This is a genomic window from Dokdonella soli, assembly GCF_039523175.1.
Taxonomy (GTDB): Bacteria; Pseudomonadota; Gammaproteobacteria; order Xanthomonadales; family Rhodanobacteraceae; genus Dokdonella_A; species Dokdonella_A soli.
Map to the genome: position 1 here is coordinate 191,990 of NZ_BAAAEU010000001.1, position 21,907 is coordinate 213,896.

At 65.8% G+C, this 21,907-nt stretch carries 20 protein-coding genes; 6 read left to right on the forward strand and 14 right to left on the reverse strand.

The features are described 5' to 3' along the window. Positions 1–34: 34 nt before the first annotated feature. The 11 genes from ABD002_RS00880 to ABD002_RS00930 form a co-directional block, all read right to left on the reverse strand. Complete coding sequence (locus ABD002_RS00880) at positions 35–2,377, reverse strand: DNA internalization-related competence protein ComEC/Rec2 (protein ID WP_343786178.1); 2,343 nt, start codon at positions 2,375–2,377, stop codon at positions 35–37. Between the two features lie 136 nt (positions 2,378–2,513). Then, entirely contained in the window at positions 2,514–3,212 is a 699-nt protein-coding gene (gene lolD, locus ABD002_RS00885) for a lipoprotein-releasing ABC transporter ATP-binding protein LolD (RefSeq protein WP_343786180.1), read from the reverse strand. 124 nt (positions 3,213–3,336) lie between these two features. Then, positions 3,337–4,581: a lipoprotein-releasing ABC transporter permease subunit gene (locus ABD002_RS00890; protein WP_343786182.1), complete on the reverse strand. Its 1,245-nt coding sequence runs from the start codon at positions 4,579–4,581 to the stop codon at positions 3,337–3,339. Between the two features lie 98 nt (positions 4,582–4,679). After that, complete coding sequence (locus ABD002_RS00895; protein WP_343786184.1) at positions 4,680–5,105, reverse strand: hypothetical protein; 426 nt, start codon at positions 5,103–5,105, stop codon at positions 4,680–4,682. Beyond that, complete coding sequence (locus ABD002_RS00900; protein ID WP_343786186.1) at positions 5,077–5,319, reverse strand: FAD assembly factor SdhE; 243 nt, start codon at positions 5,317–5,319, stop codon at positions 5,077–5,079. The genes ABD002_RS00895 and ABD002_RS00900 overlap by 29 nt, the downstream gene beginning before the upstream one ends. Beyond that, complete coding sequence (locus ABD002_RS00905; RefSeq protein WP_343786188.1) at positions 5,316–5,738, reverse strand: MAPEG family protein; 423 nt, start codon at positions 5,736–5,738, stop codon at positions 5,316–5,318. The genes ABD002_RS00900 and ABD002_RS00905 overlap by 4 nt, the downstream gene beginning before the upstream one ends. A gap of 13 nt (positions 5,739–5,751) precedes the next feature. Further along, the gene (locus ABD002_RS00910) at positions 5,752–6,537 is read right to left on the reverse strand and encodes a succinate dehydrogenase iron-sulfur subunit (protein ID WP_343786190.1); all 786 of its coding nucleotides are present in this window, start codon (positions 6,535–6,537) and stop codon (positions 5,752–5,754) included. Positions 6,538–6,647: 110 nt separating this feature from the next. After that, complete coding sequence (gene sdhA, locus ABD002_RS00915; RefSeq protein ID WP_343786192.1) at positions 6,648–8,435, reverse strand: succinate dehydrogenase flavoprotein subunit; 1,788 nt, start codon at positions 8,433–8,435, stop codon at positions 6,648–6,650. 3 nt (positions 8,436–8,438) lie between these two features. Further along, on the reverse strand, positions 8,439–8,825 hold the full coding sequence (gene sdhD, locus ABD002_RS00920) for a succinate dehydrogenase, hydrophobic membrane anchor protein (RefSeq protein ID WP_343786194.1): 387 nt from the start codon (positions 8,823–8,825) through the stop codon (positions 8,439–8,441). Beyond that, the gene (sdhC, locus tag ABD002_RS00925; protein ID WP_343786196.1) at positions 8,822–9,217 is read right to left on the reverse strand and encodes a succinate dehydrogenase, cytochrome b556 subunit; all 396 of its coding nucleotides are present in this window, start codon (positions 9,215–9,217) and stop codon (positions 8,822–8,824) included. Before sdhC ends, sdhD begins: the two co-directional genes overlap by 4 nt. A 61-nt stretch (positions 9,218–9,278) precedes the next feature. Next, positions 9,279–9,446 carry a DUF1674 domain-containing protein gene (locus tag ABD002_RS00930; RefSeq protein ID WP_343786198.1) on the reverse strand — a complete coding sequence of 56 codons (168 nt, stop codon included), beginning with the start codon at positions 9,444–9,446 and terminating at the stop codon, positions 9,279–9,281. Between the two features lie 162 nt (positions 9,447–9,608). Here ABD002_RS00930 and ygfZ point away from each other — a divergent pair, with 162 nt between their 5' ends. Together ygfZ and ABD002_RS00940 are read left to right on the forward strand one after the other, a co-directional pair. Further along, on the forward strand, positions 9,609–10,442 hold the full coding sequence (gene ygfZ, locus ABD002_RS00935) for a CAF17-like 4Fe-4S cluster assembly/insertion protein YgfZ (RefSeq protein ID WP_343786200.1): 834 nt from the start codon (positions 9,609–9,611) through the stop codon (positions 10,440–10,442). A 454-nt stretch (positions 10,443–10,896) separates the two neighbouring features. Beyond that, entirely contained in the window at positions 10,897–11,334 is a 438-nt protein-coding gene (locus ABD002_RS00940; protein ID WP_343786202.1) for a cell wall hydrolase, read from the forward strand. Positions 11,335–11,516: 182 nt separating this feature from the next. On the opposite strand, the gene ABD002_RS00945 is transcribed toward ABD002_RS00940, so the two are convergent. Then, a complete protein-coding gene (locus ABD002_RS00945) occupies positions 11,517–11,996 on the reverse strand; it encodes an outer membrane lipoprotein (protein ID WP_343786203.1) in 480 nt (159 codons plus the stop codon). Positions 11,997–12,179: 183 nt separating this feature from the next. Here ABD002_RS00945 and ABD002_RS00950 point away from each other — a divergent pair, with 183 nt between their 5' ends. The 4 genes from ABD002_RS00950 (at position 12,180) to ABD002_RS00965 (ending at position 17,089) form a co-directional block, all read left to right on the forward strand. Beyond that, positions 12,180–13,382, forward strand: a complete 1,203-nt coding sequence (locus tag ABD002_RS00950; protein WP_343786205.1) for a magnesium transporter — start codon at positions 12,180–12,182, stop codon at positions 13,380–13,382. Positions 13,383–13,513: 131 nt separating this feature from the next. After that, complete coding sequence (locus ABD002_RS00955; protein WP_343786207.1) at positions 13,514–13,669, forward strand: hypothetical protein; 156 nt, start codon at positions 13,514–13,516, stop codon at positions 13,667–13,669. A gap of 48 nt (positions 13,670–13,717) precedes the next feature. Next, entirely contained in the window at positions 13,718–14,221 is a 504-nt protein-coding gene (locus tag ABD002_RS00960) for a hypothetical protein (protein ID WP_343786209.1), read from the forward strand. 390 nt (positions 14,222–14,611) lie between these two features. Next, a complete protein-coding gene (locus ABD002_RS00965) occupies positions 14,612–17,089 on the forward strand; it encodes a winged helix-turn-helix domain-containing protein (RefSeq protein WP_343786212.1) in 2,478 nt (825 codons plus the stop codon). 160 nt (positions 17,090–17,249) lie between these two features. On the opposite strand, the gene ABD002_RS00970 is transcribed toward ABD002_RS00965, so the two are convergent. Both ABD002_RS00970 and ABD002_RS00975 read right to left on the reverse strand, forming a co-directional pair. After that, positions 17,250–19,211: a DUF7933 domain-containing protein gene (locus tag ABD002_RS00970; protein ID WP_343786214.1), complete on the reverse strand. Its 1,962-nt coding sequence runs from the start codon at positions 19,209–19,211 to the stop codon at positions 17,250–17,252. A gap of 163 nt (positions 19,212–19,374) precedes the next feature. Continuing rightward, positions 19,375–21,234 (reverse strand): S8 family serine peptidase, encoded by a 1,860-nt coding sequence (locus tag ABD002_RS00975; protein WP_343786216.1) that lies wholly within the window; start codon positions 21,232–21,234, stop codon positions 19,375–19,377. Positions 21,235–21,907 lie beyond the last annotated feature (673 nt).

Genomic DNA, 21,907 nt, shown 5'->3' on the forward strand with positions numbered 1-21,907 from the left:
GCGGTCTGTGCAGTACGTTGCAGAGCGCCGCCGGCTATTCACGCCAGTGACGCCGTTGGCGCTCCCGCTCCGCGGACACGAGCCGGGGCGGGGCGTCGTTCGGGAATAGGACCGCGAGTGCGCCCGCGTCGGCGGTATTCAGCAAGGGAACGCCCGCGGTCGCGTAACGCTGCACGACCTGTGGGTTCGGGTGCCCGAAGCGGTTGCGCCAGCCGGCCGAGACCAGCGCCAGTACCGGACGCAATACGGCGACGAACGCATCGCCCGACGAGGTCCGGCTGCCGTGATGCGGTACCGCCAGTACCAGTGGAGGCCCCTCCCCGACTTTCGCAGCGATCCCGGGCTCGACCCGCTTGCTGATATCGCCGGTCAGCAGCAAGCGTCCCGCCGCACCTTCCACGAGCAGCACGCAGGAACGGTCGTTGCCGCTCGCGGAGGATGCGCCACCCAGCGCCGTCGCGGCGGGATTCAGCACACTGAACCTCACGCCATCCCATTCCCAGCCCTGGCCCTCGCGACACTGCATCGTCGTCAACGGCATGCGGTCCGGCTCACCGCCGTAGCGCCGTGCCTCGGGCCACGCCTTGGCGACCGCCGCGGCGCCGCCGGCATGGTCGTTGTCGTTGTGGCTGACCATCAGCACATCGAGTTTGCGTACACCGAGCGAGCGCAGGGTCGGCAGCACGGCTGCTTCGCCGAGATCGAAATCGGATGGGTAGCGCGCGCCGGCATCGAACAATAGCGAATGATCGTGCGTGCGTACGAATGCGGATGAGCCCTGTCCGACATCGATCATGGTCATCTCGAACGCGCCGGGCGGCGGCAGTGGCCGGTCAGGCAGCAGCAAGGGCAGGAACAGCAGCGTGCCGAGCCCCCGCAACGGCACGCCGCGCGGCAGGAACATCCATGCAGCTCCGAACGTCGCCAGCAACAGCGCCCACGGCGTGACTTCAGGCAGATACCAATGGGCGCCGGGCCAGGTCGCCATCTGTTCGAGCAGCCACCATTGCGCATGCGCGAGCCAGCCGGCGCCGATCAGCACCGGCATCGCCAGCACGGGCACCGTCAGCAGGCCGAGTATCCCGAGCAAGCACAACGGCACGATCACGAAGCTGATCAGCGGCACCGCGATCAGGTTCGACAACGCGCCGACCAGCGAGGCCTCGCCGAAGAACCAGACCGTCAACGGCAGCAGCGACACCGTCATCACCAACTGGCCGACGCTGAGTTCGCGCAGAAAACCGAAGAAGCCGTGTCCGCGTGTCAGGCACAACATCAGGAACGCGACGCCGACGAAGGAAAGCCAGAAACCCGGCGCCAGCGTCGCCAGCGGATCGGCGACGAGGATCGCCAGCAGCGCAAGCGCGAGCGCATGCGGGCCACCGCTTGCGCGCCGGCCGAACCGGGTCAGCGTGACCACACCGATCATCGCAACGGTGCGCACGGTCGGCAGGCTGCCACCGGCGAGGAGCCCGTACAGCGCCGCAGTCGCGAATGCAGCCGGCGCCTGCGCGATCGGGAACGCGATGTGCAAACCGAGCCGCGGCCACAACCACCACAGCAGCTGGATCGCCAGCGCGCCGAACGCGGCGGCGACACCGACATGGAAACCGGAGATCGCAATCAGGTGCGGAATGCCGTTTGCGCGCGCGACTTCCCAATCGCCCTGGTCGAGCCCGCGCGTGTCGCCGACCGCGAACGCCTGCAATAGCGCGGCATCGTGCGGATCGGCGACCCGTTCGGCGATGCCGTGTGAGATGCGCTCGCGCAGCCGGTCGACGCAGAAACGCCGTTCACCGAGGCGTTGGTTCGAATCCGCGTCGCGCACGTAACCGACCGCGGCGATACCGCGCTCGAGCGCCTGGCGTTCCGAATCGAAACCGCCGCGATTGACGAGTCCGCGCGGCCGCTTCAGGCGCAAGCGCAGTTGCCAGCGGCTACATGCATCGAGACCGTCAGGCGCACCGTCGTACCATGACAGGCGCGCGCGGCCACGCAGCGGGACCTCGGCGCCATCGAGCTCGGCATGTTCGATGCGCAGCACGAAGCGTGTCGCATCGCTGCGCTCGACCGGTAGCTGGTCGACCACGCCGGTGACCGTGAAATCGCGCCCTTCGAGTTCGCGTGGCAGACGCTCATCGAGCGCGACGTCAGCGCGGAACGCGCACCAGGCGAAGCCGATCAGCACGCACGCCGGAATGCGCAGGCGCGGATGCCACAGCGCCGCGCATCCAACCGCCCCGAGCAGGGCATCGAGCCAGTGTGGCGGCAACCCCGGTAGCGCGTGCACGGCAAGCACGCCGAACAGCAACGCGATTGCACTGGCGATACCGAGGAGTGGCGTGTGCAGTGTTCGTGCTGTCGGCTCCTTGCCCACGTATTCCTTCCAGCAATACCGTCGCAACCCGTAGGAGCGGCTTCAGCCGCGATGCTTTCGAAGCGGATGAACACCATCTCTCTCAAGGGGAGGACCTGGAAGGCATCGCGGCTGAGCCGCTCCTACCAGGTCGTGTTCATGCTGACATCGCCTTCCCGATTGGGTGAAGGGCGCCGCCCGAAAGTTCGAGTATCCGGTCCGCGCGCGCCGCAAGCCTGTGGTCGTGCGTAACCAGCACCAGCGCGGTGCCGATCTCGCGATTGAGTTCGAGCATCAGGTCGTAGACCTGCGCCGCGTTCTTCTCGTCGAGATTGCCGGTCGGCTCGTCACCGAGCACGCAGGCCGGCCGCGCGACCAGCGCACGCGCGACCGCGCAACGCTGGCGCTCGCCACCGGAGAGTTCGCCCGGCTTGTGCTCGAGCCGCGCGCCGAGCCCGACCCGTTCGAGCAAGGCGACCGCGCGCTCGCGCGCCTCGCCGATCGCAGTGCCGCGGATCAGCAGCGGCATGCAGACGTTCTCGACCGCTGTGAATTCCGGCAGCAGGTGATGGAACTGGTAGATGAAGCCGAGCGAGCGATTGCGCAACTCTCCACGCGCGCAGTCGGACAGGCGCGACATCGTCTGCCCCTCGACGACGACCTCCCCGGCGCTCGGCGCGTCGAGGCCGCCGAGAATGTGCAGCAGCGTGCTCTTGCCTGTGCCCGACGCGCCGATGATCGCGACGGTCTCGTGGCGGCGTATCGACAGACTCACCTCGCTGAGCACATCGGTGCGCAGGCTGCCCTCCTGGTAGGTCTTGGCGATCTTGTCGGCGCTGAGGACGATGTCGTTCATGGCTGGGAATCGGGAATCGGGAATCGGGAATCGCAAACGGCGGACCCGCAGGTTTCCGCAGGGGTGATACCACTAGGGATGTCGCAGCTGCGCGCTCTTACCATTCTCAACTCCCGATTCCGAGCTACTCATACCGCAGCGCCGCCGCCGGCTCGGTCTTCGCCGCACGCCGGGCCGGATACAGCGTCGCCAGCGTGCAGAACGCGAACGCGGTGACGGTGATCCAGATCACGTCCGGCCAATGCAGGTCGCTCGGCAACTCGCTGATGTAGTAGACGTCCGGCGACAGAAACGTCACGTGGAAGGTCTGCTCGATCCAGTGCACGATCGCGGAGAGGTTCAGCGACAGCAGCACGCCGAACAGCACGCCAAGCGCGATGCCGAGCGTGCCGACGAGGATGCCCTGCACCATGAATGTGCCCATGATGCTGTTCGGGCTCTGGCCGAGCGTGCGCAGGATCGCGATGTCGGCCTGCTTGTCGGTGACCAGCATGACCAGTGTCGAGACGAGATTGAACGCGGCGACCGCGACGATCAGCGAAAGGATCAGGAACATCACCTTCTTCTCCATCGCGACCGCCTTGAAGAAGTTGCTGTGGCCCTGCATCCAGTCGGTGATGCGGTAATACTGGCTGCCGAGGTTGCGGGCCAGGTCCCGGCCGATCGGATACGCCTGGAACATGTCGTCCAGCTTGAGGCGAATGCCGGTCGGACCATCGAGCCGGTACAGCGTCTGTGCGTCCTGCATGTTCACGACGGCGAGGCCGGAATCGTATTCCTGCATGCCGACCTCGAAGATGCCGACCACGGTGAAGCGCTTCATGCGCGGAATCGCGCCGATCGGCGTCGCACTGAATTCCGGCGCAAACACCGTGACGAGATCGCCGACGTCGACGCCGAGCGTCATCGCGAGTTCGCTGCCGAGCACGATGTCGAAATGCCCGGCGACGAGATCGTCCAGCCTGCCCTTGCGCATATGCTGATCGACGTCGGAGACCTTGGGCTCCAGAGCCGGCATCACGCCGCGGATGATCGCGCCGCTGACGCGTGTGCCCTGCAGCATCGCCTGGCGTTCGACATAGGGCGCGGCGCCGAGCACGTGCCCGTTCTCTTTCGCGAGCTTCAGCGCTTGCGGCCAGTCGCGCACGGTTTCGTCCACGCCCTCGATCGTCGCGTGCGCGACCATGCCGAGAATGCGCTCCTTGAGTTCCTTGTCGAAACCGTTCATCACCGAGATCACGGTGATCAGCGCGGTCACGCCGACCGCGATACCGAGAATCGAGACCAGCGAGATGAACGAGATGAAATGATTGCGCCGCTTGGCGCGCGTGTAGCGCAGGCCGATGAAGACTTCGAGAGGACGGAACATGCGGGCGGAGGAATCCTTGTCGGTCGGCTGCAACGAGACTGCGACCATGAACCGCGGCGAGAGTGCCGCAAGCGCCGTGCGCCGGCAAGCGAAGAAGGCTAGCCGGCCTGTACGACTTCGGCGCGCGCGAGCATCGCGACCAGGCGCCGCCGCGACCCCGCATCGAGATTGTCCGGTGCCAGCAGCACACGGAAGCGCGCGCGCGGTGCGTACCGGAGGCTGAGTGCGAGCAGCGCGCCGAGATGCGCATGCGACTCCAGCAGCGCCGGATGCTCCTCGCCTCGCGTGTCGACCAGCAGCCAGCCGGACTCTCGGAACGCAGCGCGCCGGAACGGCGGATGCAGGAAACGCCACAGCGCGTGAGAGCCGGCTGCCAGCGCGAACAGCGACAGCATCACGCGCGCAGGCAACGGCAAGCCGCTCAACCAGGGAGCAAGTACGGCGCACACGCAGACCGCTGCGGCCGCAGCGCCGATCCGGCGCGAGGGCCTGTAGTCAAACGCGATGGTGGGCGCGGATTTCATCGATGATCGCGGCGAAGTGCGGCTCGACGGGTGCAGCGTGCCCGGTCAGCCAGTCCCAGAGATCCGGGTCCGGACAATCAAGCAGCGCATCGAAGCCGGCGCGTCTTTCGACGCTGGCTTGCGGATAGCACTCGTCCAGCCACCAGCCGAGGAGCCGATCCAGTTCGCGCGTGCCGCGACGCGCACGCCAGCGCAAGCGGGCTTCCGTGCTCATCGCAACAGATGCCAGGCCAGCCAGCCCCAGAGCATCCAGAGCACGATTCCGCTCGCGACATAGACGCCGAAACGATGCATGACGCGGTTGTAGCTACAGTGGATCAGGCTGTGCAGGACACGCAAGGCGACGAACAGCCAGGCGAGCATCAGCATCGGCGCGTCGACTGCGACGATCGCAAATGCGATGCCGAGCGCCACGTAGAACAGCACGGGCAGCTCGAAAAGGTTCCTGAAATTGTCGGCCGCGCGCGTATCGACAAACCGCTCTGCTGCCCGCGCCGACGTGGCGACACTCTGCGGATGGATACGCAGGCGGTACATCTCTGCGATGCGCACGACGAACAGGCGCAGCCAGACGATCAGAGTCAGCAGCGCCAGCGCGACGGCCGGCCAGAAGATCGCGCGCGCGTCCGTCATTGCCTGGCGCGCCTCAGCCGACGCGCTCGACGATCAGCTTCTTGACCTCGGCGATCGCCTTGGCGGGATTGAGTCCCTTCGGACAAGTCCGCGCGCAGTTCATGATCGTGTGGCAGCGATAGAGCTTGAACGGATCCTCGAGCTCGTCGAGGCGCGCCCCGGTGTCCTCGTCTCGCGAATCGACGATCCAGCGATAGGCCTGCAACAGCACGGCCGGACCAAGGTAGCGGTCGCTGTTCCACCAGTAGCTCGGGCAGGACGTCGTACAGCAGGCGCACAGGATGCACTCGTACAAACCGTCGAGTTTGGCGCGGTCTTCCTTCGACTGCAGGCGCTCCTTGTCCGGCGGCGGCGGCGTCTCGGTTCGGATCCACGGCTTGATCGACGCGTACTGCGCGTAGAAGTGCGTGAGGTCGGGGACAAGGTCCTTGACCACCGGCATGTGCGGCAGCGGATAGATCTTCACGTCGCCGGACGGGCAATCCCCGATCGCCTTGGTACAGGCGAGCGTGTTCGTACCGTCGATGTTCATCGCGCACGAGCCGCAGATGCCCTCGCGGCAGGAGCGGCGAAACGTCAAGGTCGGGTCGATCTCGTTCTTGATCTTGATCAGCGCGTCGAGAACCATCGGCCCGCAGGTCGACATGTCGACATCGTAGGTGTCGACACGCGGATTCTCGCCGTCGTCCGGGCTCCAGCGGTAGACGCGGAACGTGCGGATGTTCTTCGCCTCGGCCATGGCGGGATGGTGCTTGCCGGCCTTGATCTTGGAGTTCTTGGGAAGAGTGAATTCGGCCATTGTCGGAAAACCGGGAATAGGGAATAGCGATTCGGGAATAGCTTTGAAGTGGGACTGCGTGGGTACCGGCTCCTTCCGATTCCCAATTCCCGATTCTCCATTCCCGGCCTTCAATACACGCGTTTCTTCGGCGGAACCGCTTCGACGTCGGTGGTCAACGTATTCATGTGCACCGGCCTGAAGTCGAACGCGCACTTGCCCTTTTCGTCGACATTGACCAGCGTGTGCTTCATCCAGTTGGTGTCGTCGCGATCCGGGAAATCCTCGCGCGCGTGCGCGCCACGGCTCTCGTGGCGCTGCTCGGCCGAGTTGATCGTCGCGACCGCGTTGTAGAGCAGGTTCTGCAGTTCCAGCGTCTCGATCAGATCCGAGTTCCAGACCAGCGAACGATCGGACACCTTCACGTCGTCGAACGACGCGAACACCTGGTCCATCTTCGCGCAGCCTTCCTGCAGCGTGTCCGCAGTGCGGAACACGGCCGCGTCGGCCTGCATGGTCTTCTGCATCGCCATGCGGATGTCCGCGGTCGGTGTCGAGCCGTTCGCGTTGCGCAGGCGGTCGAGATTCGCCAGCGCCTTGTCGCAGATCGAGGTCGGCAGTTCCTTGTGCGCTTGGCCCGGCTTGATCGTCGCCGCGCAGCGCTGCGCGACTGCGCGGCCGAACACGACGAGGTCGAGCAGCGAATTGGACCCGAGCCGGTTGGCACCGTGCACCGACACGCACGCCGCCTCACCGATCGCGTACAGGCCCTGCACCACTGCATCCGGATCATTGCCAACCTTGCGCACGACTTCGCCGTGGTAGTTGGTCGGCACGCCGCCCATGTTGTAGTGCACGGTTGGAATCACCGGGATCGGCTGCTTGGTCACGTCGACGCCGGCGAAGATGCGCGCGGATTCGGAAATGCCCGGCAGCTTCTCGTGCAGCACCTCGGCGCCGAGGTGCATCAGGTTCAGGTTGATGTGGTCCTTGTGCTCGCCGACGCCGCGGCCCTCGCGGATCTCGATCGTCATCGAGCGGCTGACCACGTCGCGCGAGGCGAGATCCTTCGCGTTCGGCGCGTAGCGCTCCATGAAGCGCTCGCCTTTCGAGTTCGTGAGGTAACCGCCCTCACCGCGCGAGCCTTCGGTGATCAGGCAGCCCGAGCCGTAGATGCCGGTCGGGTGGAACTGCACGAACTCCATGTCCTGCATCGGCAAGCCGGCGCGCAGCGCGAGGCCGCCGCCGTCGCCGGTGCAGGTGTGCGCCGAGGTCGCGCTGAAGTAGGCGCGGCCGTAGCCGCCAGTCGCGAGCACGACGCCGTGCGCGCGGAACAGGTGCAAGGTGCCTTCGGACATGTCGAGCGCGAGCACGCCGCGGCAGACGCCTTCGCTGTCGAAGATCAGGTCGAGCGCGAAGTATTCGATGAAAAAGCGCGCATCATGCTTCAGCGACTGCTGGTACAGCGTGTGCAGGATCGCGTGGCCGGTACGGTCCGCGGCGGCGCAGGTGCGCTGCGCGGTGCCCTTGCCGTAGTGCGTGGTCATGCCGCCGAACGGGCGCTGGTAGATCTTGCCCTCGTCAGTGCGCGAGAACGGCACGCCGTAGTGCTCGAGCTCGATGATCGCGGCCGGCGCCTCCTTGCACATGTACTCGATCGCGTCCTGGTCACCGAGCCAGTCGGAACCCTTGATCGTGTCGTAGAAGTGGAAACGCCAATCGTCCTCGCCCATGTTGCCGAGCGCGGCCGAGATGCCGCCCTGCGCCGCGACCGTGTGTGAGCGCGTCGGGAACACCTTGGTGATGCAGGCGGTTTGCAGGCCGGTCGCGGCGAGACCGAAGGTCGCGCGCAAACCTGCGCCGCCGGCGCCGACGACGACGATGTCGACCTTGTGTTCCTGGATCTTGTAGCTTTCCATCGATCAGCGTCCCAATGCGATGCGGAGAACGGCAAGCACGCTCGCGGCGGCGCCGAGGAAACACAGGAACTTGACCACGACCTGCGACAGCAGGGCGAGTCCCGGCGTATGCACGTAGTCCTCGATCACGACCTGCAGACCGAGCTGCGCGTGCCAGAACACGGCAACCACGAAGGCTAGCATCAGCACCGCGTTGAACGGTTGCGCGATCAGCGCATGCGCGCCGGCATAGTCGAGGTGCAACAGCGTCAGTACGGTCCAGATGAACCAGAGGGAGAGAATCGCGAGCGCAACCGCGGTCAGGCGCTGCACGATGAAATGATGCACGCCGTGCTTCGCGGAACCGAGCCCGACCGCATTCTTCAGCGGTGTACGCAGCTGCGTGCTCATGCGCCACCCCGCTGTGCGACTACGCACGCCCAGACCAGTGCGGTCAGCACGAAGCTGCCGATGCTGACGATCCAGCCGTTGCGCACGAACTGCACCGGCAGGTAGCCGAATCCGACGTCCTGCAGCAGATGACGGATGCCGTTGAGCAGATGGAATGCGAGCGCCCAGGTCCAGCCGAACAGCAGGATGGTCCCGATCCATGATGTGCAAAACGCGCTTACGTCGGCGTAGGCATCCGGCCCCGAGGCCAGCGCGAGCAGCGCGACGACAAGCAGGATCGTGCCGGCGGCAAGCGCTACGCCGGTCGCACGATGCACGATCGAGGTGACCATCTGGATCTGCCAGCGGTAGATCGAGAGGTGCGGTGACAAAGGTCGCGCAGTGGCTGGCATGGCTGGCTCGTGCTGACGAAAGTTGAGTCTCACCGCGCCGCGCGACGACGCGCGGCTCGCATCAGAAATCGATGCAGCGGCCGTTCTTTTCCCAATCCCCGTATCGCGTCGGATCAAGACCCGACGTGCGTCCACCGATCTCGACCGCAGACTCCGCCGGCGCGTCGGGCGGGACGCTGGCCGTCGGTGGCGTCTGCTGCTCGGCGGGGGAAGGTCTGGATTCGGACATGGTGCGATGCGGCGCAAAGGTTAAACCCAGTCACGCATCGAGACAACCACGGAGCGCGTGTGAATCCGGCCGCCGCCGACTCCCGCACGCTGCCGACGCCTGCGCGGGGCACATTCCCGCGGGTGCTAGAGTGAAGAATCGTCCTTCACCTATCGAACCTTCATGCCCGCTCCGCTCTGCCCTGCCGAACTTCTCGCACTCTCGGGCGCGGACGCGACCTCCTTCGCGCACGCGCAATTCACCAGCGACGTGAAGGCACTCGCCGCCGGCGATTGGCAGTGGAGCGCCTGGCTCGACGCGCAGGGACGCGTGCGGTCGTTTTTCGCGCTGCTCCACCCTGAACCGTCGTGCCTGCTCGCGTGGCTGCCGCTCGGTGGCGCCGAGCCGATGCGCGAGGCGCTCGCGCGCTTCGTGTTCCGTGCCGCCGTAAAACTCGAGACGCGGAGTTGGACGCTGCATGCAATGGAGAGGGCCGATGTGCCGACTGCGCTGCAACCGCACGAGGTCATTGCACACGACGGCGGCCAGCTGCTGCGGCAGCCAGGTACTCCGGATCGCATCGCGTGGATCGCGCCCACACACGCCTCATCAGCTGACCCCGAAGCCTTGAGTCGATGGCGGCTCGCCGATATCGAGGCCGGCCTGCCGCTGCTCGCGCCGGAGCTGAGCGGCGAGTTCGTGCCGCAGGCGCTCGACCTCGAGAGCGTCGACGCGATCCGTTTCGACAAGGGCTGCTACCCGGGACAGGAAGTCGCCGCACGCCTTCATTTCCGCGGCGGCAACAAGCGTCATTCGCAGCGCCTGCGCGTGCACGGCGCGCCGCCTCCACCCGGCATGGCGATCCTCGGCGAGGCCGGCCGCGCGGTCGGCCAGGTGCTCTACTCCGCTGCTGAGCGCGACGGTACGAGTGCGGCGCTTGCGGTGCTGGAGTCGACGTCGTCGTCGCCCTCCTCGCTTGTCACTGCGACCGGCTCTCGTGTCGAATTGTTTCAATAGAAACAAATATACGTTGCGCACTAATAAAAATTGCACGCGCTGCCGTTTGTGAAATTCCTGACCGAAGGCTTCCTTACGGGAAACTGAACGAGGATCGCTCGTTCAGCGACACGCCCGCTCCGATCGCGTAGGCTCCACATCCACGCCCTGCTCAGTCAGGGCGTTTTTGTGTGTAATGAATCATCTTGATCGCGCCGCAACGAGGCGCCGCGATCCACGCCGCGCAGATAGCGTCGGCACGAAGTACAAACGTCGGGACGACTGCCGGGGCGGCAGACGCGACCGGCAGGCGTTGACGAGCGCGAACCTTTTCGCGCGCACGCCACACTTTGCAATCACATCGATGGAACAGGTACACGCGGTGCGCTCCTTGCACCCGGAACCCATGCGGCGCTTTCAAAACCGCGTGATGGCTCGAACCTCGGGCTGTGCTGTCGTGAATGAGAGGTGAAAAATGAAACTCGCTTTCCTGTTGTGGCTGGCATCCGCATTGCCGCAACCCGCGTCGGACCAGGTCTGCCTGGCGACGACGGTCTATCTGGAAGCCCGCAGCGAATCGAAGGTCGGGCAGATGGCCGTCGCCGAGGTCGCGATGCGTCGCCGCGAAACCGGACGCTGGGGAACGACCGTGTGCGATGTCGTACGCGCACCCGGCCAGTTCGCGACGGCGACGACGAAGGAGAACTTCGTGCTGGACAGTCCAGAAGCGTGGCAGACGGCGTGGAAGATCGCCGGTCGCACGATCGAGATGTGGTCGCTGCCGATCAAGCAGCGCAAGTTCGTCGTGCCGAATGCCGATCATTTCGTCGTCGTCGACTCGGTGTCGCCGGCCTGGATCAAGGGGCCGCCGCTGGCAACGATCGGCGCGCACAACTTCTATCGTATTAATTGATGCGATTCATCCGGGATCGCATTGATCCGGCCAAACTGGATTGGCGTTCACGCTGCGGCTTCGTATCGCCGCATACACTGAGATCCGGCGTACACGAAAACGGCGGAGGCCAAAGCCTCCGCCGTTCGTCTTTCCACGGACTGCCACGCACGCACCCGCGGCCGGAAGTCGGTGCCGATTGATCAGCGCAGGCGCATCAGGTGATTGTCACGGATCATCACGCGATCGCCCGGACGCAGGTCGTCGTTGTCCCACTGCGTCACGGTCGCCCATTGCCCGTTGTCGAGCCTCACGTTGAATTGCCACGCGGGGCGATCGCCACGATCGTTGCTGTTGCGCTCGATCGCATTGCCGGCGAAGCCGCCGGCGACTGCGCCGGCGACCGTCGTGGCTGTCCGCCCGCGTCCGTGGCCAAGCGTATTGCCGAGCACGCCGCCGATGATCGCGCCAAGCACGGCGCCGCCACCGCCCGTTGAATTCTCGCGCACATAGACCTGGCTGACGTCGCGAATCACGCCGCACCGCGAGCAGTCATACTCCGCCCGCCGCTGATAATAGGAATCGTCATAGCTGTACCTCGCACGCGGTGGCGTCGCGACGCAGCCGGCCATCGTCACGACCGCGATCCCCGCCAGCACCATCGACACGAAATGATTTCTCATCGCAGGATTCCCTTGGTTGGTTTGCAGACGGGCATGGTCGTCCCCGCATGGTAAAGATGCCATGAATGGCGGATCCGGCACACCTCCGATGAGATGGCGATGCCACGCCAGCACTGCCGTGCCGAACGCTATATGCGCGGCCAGGCATCAGATAGCATCGCGCCGCCGACCAGGGGTTCCGCGATGCAACAGGACAACGTGACGATCGACGAACTCCGCGAACTCGATGCCGACGGCACCGTCACGCGCCTCGCCCCATTGCCGAACCCCGCCATCGCGCGCTTGCTGCACGGGCTCGGCCCGGGGCGTGCCGTCGCGATCATGGATCGCTTCGGTCCGGAACGCCGTCGGCAGATCGCGTTCGCAGCCGGCCAGGGCGAGGATGGCCAGTGGCTGAGCGGGCAGCACTGGCCGGAAGGTTCGATCGGCCGCCTGATGGAACCGCCGCCCGCCGTGTTCCCGCCCGATGCGACCGTGACCGAAGTCATCCAGACTCTGCGCCCGATCGTCTCGCATACCTTGGTCACCTACGTGTTCGTGATCGACGGCGAACGCCACCTGATCGGACTGGTCGCGTTCCGCGAACTCGCGTTCGCGCAGCCCGGGCAGCGTCTGGCCGACATCATGATCGTGCGGCCGTTCGCGTTGCGGCCCGACACGGAAGTGATCGACGCGATGCGCGAGGTCGTGCGCCGGCACTATCCGGTGTATCCCGTCAGCGATGCCGACGGCCGCCTGATCGGCATCGTGCGCGGTGCCGTGCTGTTCGAGGAGCAGGCGTTCGAGATCAGCGCCCAGGCGGGCGCAATGGTCGGCGTCGAGAAGGAGGAGCGACTGGCGACGCCTTGGCTGCGCAGCCTGCGCTTCCGCAATCCGTGGCTGCAGATCAACCTGCTGACGACGTTCATCACCGCGACCGTGGTCGGTTCGTTCCAGAACACGATCAATCACATCGTGCTGCTCGCGGTGTTCCTGCCGGTGCTGTCGGACCAGTGCAACAACACCGGCAGCCAGGCGCTCGCGGTCACCCTGCGCGGCCTCACGTTCGGCGAGCTGAAGCCGGGTCGCGGCTGGATCCTGCTCGCCAAGGAGGCCTGGCTGGGATTCCTCAACGGCGCGCTGACCGGCCTGGTCGCCGCGCTCGCGATGTTGGCACTCGCGCGCTACCAGGGCCATCCGCAGGCCTTCGTGCTCGCAGTGATCACGTTCGCCGCACTCACCGGCAGCTGTGTGCTGGCAGGGATCGTCGGCGCTGGCGTGCCGCAGATCCTGAAACGCCTCGGCGCCGATCCGGCGACTGCATCAAGCATCTTCCTGACCAAGGCCACCGACGTCGCCAGCCTTGGCCTGTTCCTCGGCCTCGCAACGTGGCTGATCGCGGGCTGAGTGCTTCACGACAAAGCCGGGGGCTTTGGCCACGTGAATCGCTCAGCCAGTAGCTGACGCGCAATCTCCCGTACCGCTCGCTCGTCTGCAGACACGAGCGGTGTTCGCGAACGGGCCGTGGTTGCGCAGGGTTGGATCCCGCCGGTGTCGTCCAGCCGCTGAAGTTGACTGGCACCGGGTCGGCGGTCGTGTCGACGACGATCCGGGTCGCAGCCGCCATATCGATCTTCAACACCGAGGTGGCCGACGGTGTCGTGCCCGGATTGAACGCGACCTCGATGCTGTAGGTCGTGTTCGGCTGCAGCCTCAGGCCGGCGATGCGCGCGAAGTTGTTGTTGGTGCTGGCCGGCAAGCCGTCGTCGTTGCAGCCGCCGGTCACCATCCGGAAACCGGACGTCGGCGTTCCCGTCCACACGGCGATCACCGGGTCGAACCCCGCGACGGTGAAGCTCGCCTCGGTCGCCTTGATGTTCACGTACTCGACGGCAGCACCGGTCGTGTACGTGTACCAGACCGTGTCGGCCATCTGGCCCTCTGCCGCATTGAACGCCGCGGGAGCCGGGTTGACGAATGTCACGTTCTTGCAGGTGATCATCGGATCCGTGGCATCCACGGTCGCGAGATTGACGTTCGCCACCGTGCCGCTGTGCGGCGTCGCCGGCGTGAGCGCAACGGGCGCAGCCGGATTGTTGATCTGGATCGCGTTGGTCCACGTGTCGTTCGCTGGGGCCGTCTGTGCCCAGACTGCGTTTGCACAGCCGGCGAGAGCCATCAGGGACAGGGCCCGCAATGCGGTGCCTGCAGTGTGTCGTTTCATTCCCCTCGCACCGATGAAGTAGCTATGGTCGTGAGTCCCCCTTCCGGGACCTTCGCGAGTCTCATCCCCGTGGGCATGGGCAACATCAAACGCCCCTGACAATGTCATGACAGTTTCAGCGGGCGGCATTGGCACGACGTGAACCTGCAACGTGCGGGCCTGCGGAACAGCTCGCGACTACAGGCGAGAACCCGGAGAACTGCTGCAGATCGTGGCCCCGGCAATCAGCGCCCCGCACGGATCGGCGTTCTTCGTGACCGCACTGTCAGGAAACAAGAGGAGCGTGTTGCTACGCCCCATATTTATTGGCGCGCCCTTTGTCACACGTGCACGCGCCCCATCGCCGAGCAGCCGCGAATGTCCTGCTTTGCGGACATGGCGCCGCGCTTCACCACAGACTACCCTTCCGCCAATGAATTCCGAGCAATATCAATTTCTGGGTTGCAGCGCCGATACCGCTGCGCGTGAGTTGCGTCGTGACGGCAAGGTGGTCGAACTGTCACCCAAGGTGTTCGACTGCCTGATCTACCTGATCGAGAACCGCGAGCGCGCGGTCAGCCGCGACGAATTGATCGCCGCGGTGTGGGGCCGCGCCAACGTCAGCGACACCCAGCTTGGCCAGACCGTGCTGAAAGCCCGTCGCGCGATCGGAGACACCAGTCAGGAACAGCCCGCGATCCGCACCGTGCGCCGCTTCGGCTATCGCTGGATCGCCGAGACGTCGATCGAAACCGCTCACTCTCCCGCCACTGCGCCTGTGCACAAACCCGCGCTGGTGCCGGAGGTGGCTGCGCCCGCCCCGCCCATCCCCGCGGCCACGGACGACGAGATGCGACTGAGTGAGCCGCCATCGCCACCGCCTCGTCGGTCATCGGTCGCGCGGACTGGTGGCGTGGTCGCCGTTACGCTGGCGGCCCTCGCTATGACGCTGGCTGCGATCCACGCATGGCGCGGCGACAAACCGGATCGCCCCGGATCGCCGTCGCAGGAGCGAACGCCTGAGCAGGCGGCAGTGGCCGAACGGGGCGCGAGCATCCCGAGTCAGGATGGCACCGTCGCTGTGATGCCTGTCTCGCATAGCGCCGGTGACGACTGGTTCTGGCTGCGGCTCGGCCTGATGGACCAGATCGGACGCCGCCTGCATCTCGCCGGCTTTGCAGTCGTGCCGAGCAGCAACGTCGTGGCGCTGACGCGCGCCTTGCCCCAGACCGCGACGATTCCCGATACCAGCGTGCGCGCCGCGACCGGCGCGCGCTATGTGGTGCTGCCACAAGCCATCAGGACAGCGACGGGCTGGCGCGTGCAACTGGACGTCCACGAAGGCGATCGCTCGACACGGCTGGTCGAAGGCGTCGGCGCCGATGTGGTGGTCGCCGCGGATTCCGCCACTGATCGGTTGCTGCTCGCGCTCGGCAAATCACCGCCACACGAACAAGGCTCCGCAATGCCCACCACCGACCAGTTGCTGCAACGCGCCGATGCGCTGCTGGGTTCGGATTTCGCGGGTGCCAAGCGCGTGATGGACGCCGTGCCACCGGCCCAGCGCGAACTGCCTGCCGTGCGTCTCGTGTTGGCGCGGATCGAGTGGCGAACGGGCGCGTTCGATTTGGCGCGTACCCATCTGGGTGCGCTGCTGCGCGAAGTTCCCGCCGAACGCGATCCGGCCCTGCGTGCCCGCGCGCTGTACGCGCTGGCCTCCATCGACGTGCAGGAAGATCGGAGCGCTGACGCCGAACCCCTTTTTTCCGAAGCCTTGACGCTGCGGCTGCGCGACAACCAGCCAGCCGAACTCGGCGAGATCTATACCGGACTTGCCGGCGCGTTCATGAATCTCGGCCGCTACGCGCAGGCAAGCGATGCGCTGGCGCGGGCGCGCGTGCAGCTCGACCTCGCCGGCGACACGCTCGCGCTGGCGCGCGTCGATGCGAACGAAGGCGCGCTCGACGTCGTTCGCGGCCGACCGGCGGAAGGCTTGCCGCTGTTGCAGCGCGCGGCTGAATGCTTCCGACTTTTCGGCGCGGTGACCGGGCGCCTCCTCACCGTCGCCGCCGAGGTCAAGGCCCAATTGGCCCTGCTCGATCCGGCTGGCGCACTGGTGACCGCCGATGCGATCGACGCGCAGTTCGACCAGCGCGACAACGCTCACATTCGCGCCACGCTCGGCGTGCAGCGCGCTCGCGCGCTCGCGGCGAACGGCCGCATCGCCGAAGCGATCCACCTGCTAGACAAGCTGAAAACCGACGTCGCACAAGGCAAACATGCCGGCCTGCCCGGCGATATCGCGTCCACGCGCGCGCAGTTGGCGCTGGCTGCCGGCGACGCCGTGACGGCTGAAAAGGAGGCTCGGATTGCGGTGGCCGCGCTGCAAACCGTCGATGAGCAGCACGAGCGTGCGCGCGCATGGCGCGTGCTGACACGCGCGTTGCAAGCCGGTGGCCATGTCGACGAGGCGACCTCCCAGGTTCGCGAGTTTTCGCAATGGGCCACGACGATGCAGCCGGCATCGCCGCCGGTTTTGTATGCCGCGCTGGCCGGCGCGGAACACGCGCGCGACCTGCATCGAACCGACGAAGCCGACAAGGCCTATGGCGCAGCGCTTGAGGCCGCCGAACACTGGGACGTTCCGGACGATCTCGCCGAAGTCGTCGAGTCCTTCGGCAATGCGCTGATCAAAGACGGTCGACTCGATCTTGCCAATCAGGTCATCGCGCGAATCGCTCGCTGGACCGACCGTGATTTCGCGTGCGCCCTGCTGCAAGCCCGGCTGTATAACGCGGTCGGACAACGGACCGGCGCCGAAAATGCGTTGGCGCGCGCGCGCAGCCTGGCCGGAGAGCGTGCGTTGCCCGCTTTGCTGATCGATCGACCCGCGAACGTGTCGCGCGACTAGCCGACTCCCCCAGCGTGAGCCTTCACTGCGAAATTCCGGACAACGGCTTCCGTTTTCACACAACACGCCCCGACCCAAAAAGACGCCGTCCGAGAGCAGGTGAACGGCGCTTGAGGGACTGGTATGCGGCGGCGATCGTCGGATCGCCGCCGCGAGGGCCTTACTGCCCCACCGTGATCGCCCTGCCGTCGCCATCGAAGGCGTAGCTGACGAGCGTCACCGGATAGCCCGTGGTACCCGCCGTGGTCTGCACGCGAGCGTAGCCATAGCAGAAGCCACCTGCGACCTGATTGACCTGACGGGGCTTGTCGCACTGGAAACGGAAGCCGACATAGCCATCCACGCCGGCCAGCCACGCGGGCGAGGTCAGGAATGCGGTGGAACCGTAGGTCAAGTAGGTCGACGGTCCGACCACGTCGCCGGGATGCATCACGATCACGTTGTTGCCGGTGTCAACCGCCAGGCCATCCATGTTCGTCTTGACCGTCGTGAAGGTCAGGTGGCCACCGCTGGCATCAAACAGGTTGAGATCCCACGGGCCCGACTTCGGGCCGGCGTCGTCGATCGCGCCAGTGACCCAGTTGATCGTCGAACCGGCAGTGGCGTCGACCATCACGTGATTGAGCGTGGGCGAATGCACGACGCCGTTGCCACCCGGGATCACCTGAAGCGACGTATTGGAATCCGTCCGGTTCTGGCCGGCGGAGGTCACCAGCGAACCTGTCGGAATCACGTTCTGGTAGGTGCCGCTCAGGTTCGAGGTGACCGCGATCGAGATCACGCAGTGACGACCGGCCGGGATGACGGCGCCGCCATGCAACGTGATGGTGTCGTAGCCCGCATACGCGACCAGCGGATCGGCGCTGCAGGTATTGGAGGCGTTCGGCGTGGCGGCGATGACCAGTCCGAACGGGAGCTGGTCGATGAAATCGCTGGTCAGCGTCGCGTCGGCCTTGCCGGGATTGTCGAGGTCGATGGTCAACGTGGCCGGTGCGCCTTGTGCGCCCTGCGCGAGGATCGTGCTCGGCGACAGCGTCGCGAAGACACCGAGCGAGGTACCGTCGAAAGCATCCGAGAACAGCTTGTCCGGCGTTACCTGCACCGTGTAGGACGCGGCCGTCGAACTCGCGGACCAGCCAGCGACAAATGTGGCATCGCTGGACAGCGCCCGCACGGCGCCGTCGAGATTCACGTTCCAGTCGGCCGGTACCGTACCGCCGTTGGCGGTGATCCAGTCCACCAACCTCATCGTGCCGACGCCTTCGTGCCAGATCAGCGCAGTGAGCGGATCGGTGTAATTCGCGTTGAAGAAGCCCGCGTTGCCGACGATGGTCTTGCCGTCATTGGAAACGGCGAACGAATGATCCATGTCCGGGATGAACAGGACCGAATTGTCCGCCCGGTTCCAACGCCAGCCGCCGGAGTTGCCATTGATGTCGCTGCTATAGCTGCCAACCACGAACTGATCGTTCGCGCTAATGCCATCCGCCTCGCCGTAGGGCAGACTCGGCGAGAGGCCGATGTCCTGCGGCGCGCCATCCACCCAGATCACGCCGGTACGGAAACCGTAGGTCTCGTCGTTCCAGCCATAGATGATATGGCCGTCGGTGCTGATGCCATTCGCGCGCGAGTACGCAATCGTGCGATTGACCGGCAGTTTCTTCATGCCGGCGGCCGCGCTCCACACATAGGCGCTACCAACGCCCTGTATGCCTGTGTGGGTGGTGGACAGGCCAACCAGGGTGCCGTCGTCGGAAATGCCGTAGGCACCGGAGTCTTCGAGCAATGGATTGGAAATCGCGACCGGGTTGCTGCCGATCGGTGCATACGCGCCGGTATCGGTGCCGCCTTGGCTGGTACCGCCGTTGACGAGGAGAGCACCCGCCAGCGTGCCGGCGCTGTTGACGCCTAACACGCCCATCGTCAGGAGGTCGACCTGCCGAGTCGCCATGTTGTAACGGAAGCCCGTCGCACCGGTGCTGTTCGTGCCGACCAGATACGCGCCGTTGGGCGAGAGCCTGCCGATGGAGGCGGGCGAAATCTGACTGATGTCGAAAGGCGAGAAGGTGACGACGTCGGCGTGGGCTACGCCACAGACAGCCAGTGCGATAACGGCGGACAAGGTGTTGCGCATGGAACCCCCAAGATGGACGTGTTCTGAATGAAATTTGGACAGCGTCGCCGATCTGACACATATCGAACCAGCGTGGCTCAATGGGTATCAGCCTGATGGCAGGCCATGCACTCCTGCCTCGTTCCGATCGCGCTCCGACCTCATTCGCATTTCATTCCACAGAATTCCAAGGCGTTGTTTTCCCTTGGAAATCCTTGTTAGCAGAGCAAGCGTCCGACGGATGGCTTTGCGCCATCCGCCGGTCATGGCGCGGCTCAGCGAGCGGACTCAACCTCATCACTCCATCGGGCAACCTCTCCATCGATCGGCTCCCACTGCGCCGACCGGAATGACGTCTGCAGATCGGCGGCACGAGCTCGCGGACAACATGCGCTAGAAGCTCAGGGAATGGCCACCCGCTTTTTTTGCCGGCTCCGCAGTGGCACCATCGCGAATCAATGGATTCCCATCCCTCCCGCGCGGGCCGGCCTTGGCCGTGCCTGCTGCTGGGATGCAGGCCGCTCAGCAATGCGCCCGCACCGGTGGTGTGCGGGGTCGCCATCGACGTGCCGTTGAACAGCGCGACGAGATTGGGGCCGTTCGTGGTGCCATCGTTGCTGACCGCGGCCAGGATATTCGTGCCCGGCGCCTGCACTTCCGGCTTGATGACGTCGATCGCCGCCGGGCCGAGCAAGCTCCTGACCAGGGCGATGGCGTTCTGGAACGTGTTCGCCGGATAGGCCGCGCATCCATCGGTGCCGGTCGTGTCGGTATTGTGGAATTGCGGACTCAGCTTGAACGGCGTCGTGCCGGGCATGGTCGCCGCGAGCGGCGTGTCGCCCTGGGTTTCCGTGAGTCCGATGTTCTGGGTGTTGGCCGGCGGCGTACCGGGTCCGGTGACGGACATGTTCGGCGCGATCGCGCCGCCGGTGTGGTTGGCCGCCGCGACGGTCGTGACCCACGGCTCGAAGTGATTCACCGTGCCCGCGATCGCGGCCGGCGTGGACGCGCTGGTGTTGCCGCCTGCCGCGGCGATGAAGATGCCGGCCGTTTCGGCGGCAAGGAACGCCTTCGATGTCGGCTCGTTCCACTGATCGAAGCCGCCGCTGATCGAGAAGTTGATCACGTCGACGACGCCACCGGCCACGGCGTCATCCGCCGCATGGGCCAGCGCGTCATCGGGACAGTTCTTCGGCGCCGGTGCGCAACCGTAGAAAACCACCAGGTTCGCGTGCGGTGCCATGCCCGAGATGTGGGTGGTGTATCCGTTCAGCGTTGCCGAGCGCGAATCACCGGCCGCCGTCGATGCGGTGTGGCTGCCGTGGCCCTGCGTGTCCTCGACCGAATATGGCACGGTGACGCCGTCGTCGATCTCGTCGTAGACGCCGATGACCTTGTTGTTGCACCCCGCCTTGCTGATTCCCGCCACGCTGCACTGGCCGAGATAGTGACCTGCGCCCAGCGGGTTCGTGATCGCATAGCCGGTGTCGTCGACCGGAGCAAACGAGGGGCTGAGGCTGTTGTAGCCGGTGTCGATGTCGCCGACCACGACGCCGTCGCCGAGCGCCGCGCTGCACTTCGACGGCGGCGTGTTGCCGTCGAAATTGCTGGCGAAGATGTCATCGGTGATGCCGTTCGGGATCGCCCACAACGCGGTCGCCCCGATGAATTGCGGACCCAGATCCGTCGCCAGCGCATGGCTGCCGACCGGACGCACGGAGAGAACGCCGTCGGCCGTGGCAGCGCGCTTTGCCTCGGCCGCTGTCAGTTCGACAACGGCGGCGTTGAGCGCATGGCGCATCGTGCGTAGCGGCGTGACAGCGCGGCCGAGTGCGCTCGATACGGCGCCGAGATGCTGCGTCTGGACCGTGGCCAGGTGGGCCACGTACTGCTGCGCCTGGGCACTTTGGGTGTCGAGCTTGTTGCGCCCGTCGGTCTTGGTCACGCGCGGGATCGCGGCGAGTTGCGGGTCACTGCCGTCATAGAGCGCAAGCGGCGCCTCGCGGAATTGCACGAAGTAGCGCGCCGGCACGTCCCTTGCCGTCCAGGACTACATGGTCGTCCGGCCCGACGGCTGGACCGATGCCGGTGTCCAGTACGGGACCTGCCACCACGGGATTCGAGCCGGCGCCCGCAGCGGCGACCAGCGTTGCGATCGCGGCTGCGAGCTGCCACGGCCTGTTGTTGCTTGTTTTCATTACTGCTCTCCAGATGAAACCGATGATGCGAAATGAATCCGGTGACGCGACACAAGCCGGCGAACCCTTCGCCACCGGCAGGAGGAGCCCCCTTCCTCCAATGCCGGCAAGACGCCAGCGCAGACAGGGCGCGCGAAGCGCGCCCGCTGGCCCAAGCTCCTTCCGCTCGCTTCGAACCGATCGAGTGGCAACGAATCCCGGAGGCGGGACGCTCGTGAGCATCCGGCCAGGGCGGCAGGGCCGGCTTGAACGCGACCTGAGCCGCGCCTCACAAAGTCATGGCAATTTGAGTCGAATGACCGATGTAGCCACGCGCCGACATCAGGACGTTCCAACACCGCAACCAATGCGCCCACCAAGGATCGGCAGATGACCTTCGCGGACAGCGAGCAGCGTGCCTGAAGCGCGATGCACACCGGCGTGTGCCGCCGTGCGCCGATCGGGATGCCGCGCGGCCAGCGCGGCAAGGGCTGGCCGGCGAGCGCACGATTCCGGCACCGCTTTTGC

Coding starts and splice junctions, on each gene's coding strand:
- ABD002_RS00930 (WP_343786198.1), bottom strand. CDS start 9,446: ATGTCCGAATCCAGACCTTCCCCCGCCGAGCAGCAGACGCCACCGACG.
- sdhD (WP_343786194.1), bottom strand. CDS start 8,825: ATGAGCACGCAGCTGCGTACACCGCTGAAGAATGCGGTCGGGCTCGGT.
- ABD002_RS00905 (WP_343786188.1), bottom strand. CDS start 5,738: ATGACGGACGCGCGCGCGATCTTCTGGCCGGCCGTCGCGCTGGCGCTG.
- ABD002_RS00940 (WP_343786202.1), top strand. CDS start 10,897: ATGAAACTCGCTTTCCTGTTGTGGCTGGCATCCGCATTGCCGCAACCC.
- ABD002_RS00890 (WP_343786182.1), bottom strand. CDS start 4,581: ATGTTCCGTCCTCTCGAAGTCTTCATCGGCCTGCGCTACACGCGCGCC.
- ABD002_RS00900 (WP_343786186.1), bottom strand. CDS start 5,319: ATGAGCACGGAAGCCCGCTTGCGCTGGCGTGCGCGTCGCGGCACGCGC.
- lolD (WP_343786180.1), bottom strand. CDS start 3,212: ATGAACGACATCGTCCTCAGCGCCGACAAGATCGCCAAGACCTACCAG.
- ABD002_RS00910 (WP_343786190.1), bottom strand. CDS start 6,537: ATGGCCGAATTCACTCTTCCCAAGAACTCCAAGATCAAGGCCGGCAAG.
- ygfZ (WP_343786200.1), top strand. CDS start 9,609: ATGCCCGCTCCGCTCTGCCCTGCCGAACTTCTCGCACTCTCGGGCGCG.
- ABD002_RS00965 (WP_343786212.1), top strand. CDS start 14,612: ATGAATTCCGAGCAATATCAATTTCTGGGTTGCAGCGCCGATACCGCT.
- ABD002_RS00950 (WP_343786205.1), top strand. CDS start 12,180: ATGCAACAGGACAACGTGACGATCGACGAACTCCGCGAACTCGATGCC.
- ABD002_RS00945 (WP_343786203.1), bottom strand. CDS start 11,996: ATGAGAAATCATTTCGTGTCGATGGTGCTGGCGGGGATCGCGGTCGTG.
- sdhA (WP_343786192.1), bottom strand. CDS start 8,435: ATGGAAAGCTACAAGATCCAGGAACACAAGGTCGACATCGTCGTCGTC.
- sdhC (WP_343786196.1), bottom strand. CDS start 9,217: ATGCCAGCCACTGCGCGACCTTTGTCACCGCACCTCTCGATCTACCGC.
- ABD002_RS00895 (WP_343786184.1), bottom strand. CDS start 5,105: ATGAAATCCGCGCCCACCATCGCGTTTGACTACAGGCCCTCGCGCCGG.